This window comes from Euzebyales bacterium (genome assembly GCA_035461305.1).
In the GTDB taxonomy this organism is placed as follows: domain Bacteria; phylum Actinomycetota; class Nitriliruptoria; order Euzebyales; family JAHELV01; genus JAHELV01.
Genome location: DATHVN010000107.1, coordinates 1 through 6,925 on the forward strand (window position 1 = coordinate 1; position 6,925 = coordinate 6,925).

At 70.5% G+C, this 6,925-nt stretch carries 8 protein-coding genes; 5 read left to right on the forward strand and 3 right to left on the reverse strand.

Features of this window, described 5'->3' with window-relative positions; translation table 11 throughout:
- From VK923_09815 to VK923_09835, 5 genes are all read left to right on the forward strand, one after another.
- Positions 1–1,755: PEP-utilizing enzyme (locus VK923_09815; protein ID HSJ44964.1), on the forward strand; the 1,755-nt coding region annotated here is incomplete at its 5' end.
- A 20-nt stretch (positions 1,756–1,775) separates the two neighbouring features.
- Positions 1,776–3,110: an aromatic ring-hydroxylating dioxygenase subunit alpha gene (locus VK923_09820; protein ID HSJ44965.1), complete on the forward strand. Its 1,335-nt coding sequence runs from the start codon at positions 1,776–1,778 to the stop codon at positions 3,108–3,110.
- On the forward strand, positions 3,110–3,406 hold the full coding sequence (locus VK923_09825; protein ID HSJ44966.1) for a hypothetical protein: 297 nt from the start codon (positions 3,110–3,112) through the stop codon (positions 3,404–3,406). The genes VK923_09820 and VK923_09825 overlap by 1 nt, the downstream gene beginning before the upstream one ends.
- A complete protein-coding gene (locus VK923_09830; GenBank protein ID HSJ44967.1) occupies positions 3,403–3,615 on the forward strand; it encodes a hypothetical protein in 213 nt (70 codons plus the stop codon). Before VK923_09825 ends, VK923_09830 begins: the two co-directional genes overlap by 4 nt.
- Before the next feature lie 416 nt (positions 3,616–4,031).
- Positions 4,032–4,268 (forward strand): hypothetical protein, encoded by a 237-nt coding sequence (locus VK923_09835; GenBank protein HSJ44968.1) that lies wholly within the window; start codon positions 4,032–4,034, stop codon positions 4,266–4,268.
- Here VK923_09835 and VK923_09840 read toward each other — a convergent pair.
- From VK923_09840 to VK923_09850, 3 genes are read right to left on the reverse strand one after another with little or no spacing between them, the layout of a single operon-like run.
- Positions 4,226–5,134: a sucrase ferredoxin gene (locus VK923_09840; protein HSJ44969.1), complete on the reverse strand. Its 909-nt coding sequence runs from the start codon at positions 5,132–5,134 to the stop codon at positions 4,226–4,228. The two genes, VK923_09835 and VK923_09840, sit on opposite strands and share 43 nt — an antisense overlap.
- A complete protein-coding gene (locus VK923_09845; GenBank protein ID HSJ44970.1) occupies positions 5,131–6,351 on the reverse strand; it encodes a cupin domain-containing protein in 1,221 nt (406 codons plus the stop codon). The genes VK923_09840 and VK923_09845 overlap by 4 nt, the downstream gene beginning before the upstream one ends.
- Positions 6,352–6,357: 6 nt before the next feature.
- Complete coding sequence (locus VK923_09850) at positions 6,358–6,585, reverse strand: hypothetical protein (protein ID HSJ44971.1); 228 nt, start codon at positions 6,583–6,585, stop codon at positions 6,358–6,360.
- Positions 6,586–6,925 lie beyond the last annotated feature (340 nt).

Genomic DNA, 6,925 nt, shown 5'->3' on the forward strand with positions numbered 1-6,925 from the left:
CAGGGGTGGGAGGAGCTGTACAAGTACTCGGTGCTGTTCAGCGACGGCCGGCGGGAGCACGACGAGAACCAGTTCTGGTTCCAGGACAGCATGCACTGGGGCTCGGCGATGTCCCCCTGGGACGCCGACCACCTCGAGTACGCCATCGCGTCGCTGAGCCAGTACAACTCGCGGCGCTACCTGATCCCACCGGCGAACGGGATCGACTTCCGCGTCCTGTTCGGCTACCCGTACTTCTCGCCGGTGACCATCGAGGACGGTGCGACGATCGAGCAACGCGTCCCGCAGTTCATGGAGCGGGCCGGTCACTACTTCGCGAACTGGGACGACCTGTACGCCAGCTGGCTCGACAAGGTCAAGGCGAACATCGCAGAGCTCGAGGCGATCGACTTCTCGGGGTTGCCCGAAGTCGAGGACATGGACGTCATCACCAGTGGCCGGGGCGTCGGCTCCGGATGGGACCTGCAGGCCGAGTACCACCGGTTCCAGGATCTGGCGCAGAAGATCTGGCAGTATCACTTCGAGTTCCTGAACCTGGGCTACGCGGCCTACCTCGACTTCTTCGGCTTCTGCAAGGAGGCGTTCCCGTCGATCCCGGACCTGGCGATCGCCAGGATGGTCGCCGGCATCGAGGTGGACCTGTTCCGCCCGAACGAGGAGCTCAAGAAGCTGGCGCAGGCCGCCATCGACCTGGGCATCGCCGACATCTTCGTCAAGCATGAGGACTCCGACGCGATCGACGCGGCGCTCGACACGGACCCCGGGCGCGAGTGGATGGCCCGCTGGGCCGACGTTGAGGAGCCGTGGTTCAACTTCAGCTCCGGGACCGGCTTCTACTACTACGATCGGACGTGGCGGCAGGACAAATCGGTCCCCTACGGGTTCATCCACACCTACATCACCAAGCTGCAGAACGGCGAGGACATCTCCCGACCGATCGAAGAGATCGCCGCCGAGCGCGACCGCATCGTGTCGGAGTACGCCGAGCTGCTCGAGACTGACCAGGACCGGGAGGCGTTCCACGGCAAGCTCGGCCTGGCGCGCACCGTGTTCCCCTACGTCGAGAACCACAACTTCTACATCGAGCACTGGTCGATGTCGGTGTTCTGGCGCAAGTCGCGGGAGCTCGGCGAGATGCTCGTCAAGGAGGGCTTCTTCGAGCAGGCCGACGACATCTACTTCGTGCGCCGGGAGGAGATGGACGTCCTGCTGTGGGACCTCTACTCGGCGTGGGCGGTCGGGACGCAGCCGGCCGGACCACATCACTGGCCGCCGATCATCGCGCGCCGCCGCGCGATCCTGCAGGCGCTGCAGGACTACCGGCCGCCCAAGGCGCTGGGCGAGCCGCCGAAGGTCGTGACCGAGCCCTTCACCATCATGCTGTGGGGCATCACCACCGACTCGGTCCGGACGTGGCTCGGCTCGGAGGACGACAGCGCCGACCTCACCGGGATGGCGGCCTCGCCGGGCACCGCCGAGGGCCCCGCCCGCATCGTCTTCCACCCTGACGACATCGGTGAGGTCCAGGACGGCGAGATCCTCGTAGCGCCGATCACCGCGCCGTCGTGGGCCCCCGTGTTCTCGAAGATCGAGGCGACCGTCACCGACATCGGCGGCTTGATGTCCCACGCCGCCATCGTGTGCCGGGAGTACGGCATCCCCGCCGTCACGGGCACCGGCTACGCCACCGACGAGTTGCGCACCGGCGACATGATCCGTGTCGACGGCAACGCCGGGACGGTCACCCGCATCTGAACCGACAAGGGGAGCGCGTCATGCTGAAGCAGCACATCAACGAGGAGCTGACCCAGGTCGGGCCGGGCACGCCGATGGGGGCGATGCTGCGCCGGTACTGGTACCCGGTCGCCTTCCAGCGTGACCTCGAGGAGTGGCCGATCAAGAAGGTGCGGCTGCTCGGCGAGAACTTCGCCCTGTGGAAGCGGCCCCACGGCGGGTACGGCATCGTGCAGGAGCGATGCCCCCACCGCCACGCGTCCCTGGTGTACGGCGTCGTGGAGGAGGAGGGCCTGCGCTGCGGCTACCACGGCTGGCTGTTCGACCAGCGCGGTGCCTGCCTGGACCAGCCGGCCGAGCCGGCGGAGTCGACGTTCACCGACCGAATCACGGCCTTCGCCGGCAGAGCCCTGGCGATGGGCGGCATGGTCTGGGTCTACATCGGCCCCGATCCGGCGCCCGAGCTGCCCCGCTTCGACGTCTACGTCGACGACGGCTTCAAGGATGTCGGGCACGCCGTCCTGCCGTGCAACTGGCTGCAGATCATGGAGAACTCCGTCGATCCGCACCACGTCGAGTGGCTGCACGGGCGGTACTTCAAGTTTCTCGGCGAGCAGCAGGGCTTCCTGGCGCCGCCCGGGTTCCAGAAGCGCCACGTCAAGGTCGGCTTCGACGAGATGGAGTGGGGCATCCTCAAGCGCCGAGTCCTCGAGGGCAACACCGAGGACATGGACGACTGGGCCATCGGCCACCCGCTCGTCTTCCCCTACTGCATGCGCGTCGGCGGAGCCGGGATCGAGCAGATGCAGATCCGCGTGCCGCTCGACGACACGACGACGTGGGTCCTCTTCTACTCGTCCCACCAGCCACCGGGGATGGAGGAGTTCCCCGAACAGGTCTACCCGGTCAGCTACGAGTTCCCGTGGCTCGATGAGGACGACGAGCACATCGTCGACTACATCGAGGGCCAGGACATCATGGCCTGGGTCACACAGGGCACCATCACCGACCGGACGGCCGAGCACCTGGGCAGAAGCGACATCGGCGTGATCATGCTGCGCAGGATGTTCCGGGAGCAGATGGCCCTGGTCGCGGAGGGCACGGACCCGACGGTCGGGTTCACCCGCGAACGCCACGACCGCATCGGGCTGCCGTGCGAGAAGGACAAGTTCGGTGTCGACTACACCGAGTTCGCCCTGAGCTGGCTGTCGATGGGGTCGTCGCGCTACTCGCCGGCACTCGACCAGATCAAGAAGCTGTACATCGACGCCGCGACCCTGCGAGGCGACAGCGCGATCTCGCTCGCCGAGGCGGACGAGATCATGCAGAGGGCGTCGGGTGGTCGGATGCCCGACCACGCCGGGGACGACCGGTGATGGTCGCCGGTCGACGCCAGCAGCCGCGCTGGAGCAACCAGGTCGTCACGCCGGTCCCTGTGCGGGACCGGCGGCTGTCCGGTGAGCACTGGTGGGACCCCGATCGGATCGCACACATGGATGACGCACCCGCATACTGCCCCGCCTGCGGCGGCCCTCTGGACGGACAGGGATCAATCGCCGTGGAGTACTGGGAGGGCGACAGACGCATCTACCACACCCGGTGCGACCGGTGCTCGTGGAGCGGTGACATCATCAAGGTCGATCGCATGATCGGCCACGAGACGCCCCATTGAGTGGACCGACCACCATCCTGTTCGACCTCGGTGGGGTCGTGATCAGGACGCCGTTCGAGTTGCTCGACACCGACCCGGCCCGCATCGTCCTCGTCGACGACCGGGCCGCCAACGTGGCCGGCGCACGGGGCAGTGGACTGGCGGCGGTCTGGTTCGATCCGACCGACGTCGCCGGCTCGATCGATCGGGTGCGTGCCATCGCCTCCTGACCGGTAGGATCTGCGTCGGTGGGCCGACCGCAACACGCGGGTCGGGACGTGCTGACCGACGGCGCGCGTCCCGCGGCGCCGGCGCACACCGCACCTCGTCGTGCGGTCCCCGGTCCTCTCCGCGTTGCCGGGCCGCGCGCCGCGGACCGCGGTCGCTGTGGTCGTCGTGGCGATGCTGGCGGCCCTGACCTCGCTGCGGTGGATCGACGCACCGACTCCCACATGGCTCCCGACCCTGCAGGCGGTCGTGCCGCTCGCGCTGGCGCCGGCCGTGATCGTCCTGATCCTGGCGGCACACACCCGACGACGGGCGGTCGCGGTCGCCGCCGGAGCGGTGATCGCCGTGCACGTGGCGCTCGCCGCGCCGTGGTGGATCCCGGGCGATCACGCGGCGGACGCCCGCCGGCGAGAACCCATTGGTCGTGCTCGCCACCAACGGCCAGTACGGCTTCAGCTTCCCCGACATCCAGCTCCTGGTCGGGGCGTTCCAGCGGCTCGCGGACCTCGACCACGTGCTGCTGCGCGACATCGACGTCGCCGCCTTCGACCGGTTCCCCATGCCGGGGACCGACCATCACGCGGTGACCGCCACGCTGGTCCCACGCCGTGGTCAGGCTTCCGCGCCGCCCGGACGCAGAGCGAGCAGGTCGTAGCGCGGTGGACGTGCGAGCTGCGGAGCGCGGCATGTGAGCTGGCGTGGTTCGTCCTCGCGCCCAACCCCCACATCGACCTGCACCATGCCAGCGGGCGTGGCGAACGTGATGCGCCACCGGTCATCGGCCAGTGCCTCCCGGTCCGTCCACCGCACGGCGTCCAGGCCGGTGAGCCGGTGCTCACGACGCAGGAAATGCTCGGCCGCCTGCACGACGAACGGTTGGGCGCTGCGTCCACGGTAGGCGCCGAGCTCGATGTGACCCGTCAGATGCGACTGTGCCACGCGGACGGCGCGGTCGGCGTCGAGGCCGCCGTAGTAGATCCCGTCGGGCAGCACCACGACGTTGCCCGCGAACCGGTCGCCACCGATGTGGGAGACCTCCCACACCAGCTCCCCGTAGCCGGCAGCGAGCGCGTCGGCGACGGGCCGCCCGAACTCCGCACAGCACGGATCGTGGCGGCCGTTGGTGCACACCAGCAGCAGAGGATCGTCCTCGGGCCGGCCGTCGACGCTCCGCCCGCGGCGCAGCGGCTCGAGGTCGAGGTCGAGCGCGGCCTGCGGCGCATCGACCACGAACGACTGCAGCCAGCGGCTGCGCACGCCGGTGTGGGCCACGTACACGTGGGTTCCGTCCGAGGCCCGCCCAGCGGGACGACGGATCAGCAGGACACGCGCCGACAACCGCTTGCCCAGGTCGATCAGCGCCTCCGCGGCCACCGACGGTATGCGGCTCTCGCGGATGGCGGACGCACCCCACGGGCCCGGCTGCTCGATCAGCAGCCAGCGCCGGACGGTCGACGCCGTCGCGTAGCGCGGCTCGTCGCGGGCGTACGCCGCGGCGGCGCAGCTGAAGCGCGCCGTCACGGCGCGTCCCGCCGCACCACGACCATGCCTTCGCGCACGAGGCGGCCGACGAGCACCCGTGCCGAGTCGGGGTCCAGGCCTCCCGGCAGCGCGTCGAGGCGGACCGGCGCCGTGAGCACGGCGCGGACGGCGGGTTCGACCCACGCCGGCATCTCCAGCTCGGTGGCGCCGCGACGCACCCGCAGGCGGTCGCCGGTGACGGTGATGCGAAACGGCAGGTCGTCGCGCGGCGCGATCAGGGCGTCGACGTCCAGGTCGTCCAGCCGCATCCGCAGCGCGCCCTCCGGGCGGGCCAGCAGGCCGGCCCACAGCCGCTGCGCCTCGCACTCGGCCACGGCGTCGGCGTCGGCGTCGGCGATTAGGTCCACGAGCTGCTTCAGCCGGCCCGACACCTCCGCGCGCAGCTCCTCGGGCCGGCGGGCGAAGCCGACAGGCAGGGCCTCCCGGAACGCCGCGACGTCGCGCGTGCGCTCGACGAGCCGGCGCGCCACGTCATGCCATGTGACCACCCGCACACCCAGCGTCAGGTGCAGCGAGGCGTCGCCGGTCGTCGCCGCCGCATGCAGCGTGCCGCGGGGGACGTACAGGCAGTCGCCCGGCACCAGCTCCGTGTCGATCTCCGGGTCGCCGAGCGTCTCCGGCTCGACGCGCCATCGCTGCCCGGGCAGCGGCTGCTCGATCAAAGGGGCATACGTCACCCAGCGCTTGCGACCGTAGGTCTGCAGCGCGAAGACGTCGTGCGTGTCGTGGTGGACGTTGAGCCCCTGCGAGCTCGGTGGCGTGAGGTAGGCGTTGGCCTGAACGGGGTGGGTCAGGTAGCTCTCGATGCCCCGGCACAGCCGGCCGACCGGCGGCCAGGTGCGCTGCAGCCCCTGGAGCACGATCGTCGCGCCGTCATCGAACAGGCCCAGCAGGCGCTCGATGTCGGGCAGGTCCGTCAGCGTGCGCGAGCCGAGCGTGCCTGCGCGGGTGTACGCACCGGCCGGGACCTCCCGGCCGCCGCGCACCACCCGGATGGCCGGGCGGCGTGGCGACGTGGCGGTCAGGATGCGGTCGACGTCATCGATCGACAGCAGGTCCGCGAACGTGTCGTCCCCGGTCCGCGCGTGCAGCGACGGCTGCCGCCCCCACGCGTGGGCGACGAAGCGGCCGACGTCACCCACGCACCGCGCGAGCGCGCCCTCCGCGGGTGCCGGACCCTCCCACGTGTCGGTCACGTCGCCTTACGCGTCGGTCTCGTCGGCGTCCGCAGCGTCGGCGTCGGCGGCGTCCCCGTCCACCGCGTCAGCGGCGTCCCCGTCGACCGCGTCAGCGGCGTCCCCGTCCACCGCGTCGACCGTGTCGCCGTCGACCCCGTCGGCGTCCGCGGCGTCCGCGTCCGCACCGGGCTGTTCGGTTCCGCCCGTGACGGTGTTGATGTCCTCATCAGACAGGCTGCGCTCGTCGCTCATGGTGATGGCTCCTCATGGTCTGGGATGCGGTCGGGAGCCCGAGCCTACCGGCCTCCGGTACCCGACATGCCTTGCAGCGCAAGTTCGCGGACACCCTCGACGCTGTGCGACACCGGACCGCTCGAACGGGTCACCGGCCGTGGCTACCAGCTGGGCCGACGCTCGTGACGCTCGGCGGCCACGTGATCGTCACACCGGACTGGTCGCCGCGGCCGAGGAGCCGCTGGCCGCCCTGGTGCGCTCGGGGGCGGGAGGTCGACCCGGACGCAGCTCGTCGAGAGCTGGGTCGTCTCCCTCGACCGGCGGGCCGGTGGCCGCACTCGTGCACGACACCGCCGAG

Excerpts from the sequence above, each read along its gene's own strand:
- VK923_09820 (HSJ44965.1), top strand. The coding sequence starts at position 1,776 with ATGCTGAAGCAGCACATCAACGAGGAGCTGACCCAGGTCGGGCCGGGC.
- VK923_09825 (HSJ44966.1), top strand. The coding sequence starts at position 3,110 with ATGGTCGCCGGTCGACGCCAGCAGCCGCGCTGGAGCAACCAGGTCGTC.
- VK923_09850 (HSJ44971.1), bottom strand. The coding sequence starts at position 6,585 with ATGAGCGACGAGCGCAGCCTGTCTGATGAGGACATCAACACCGTCACG.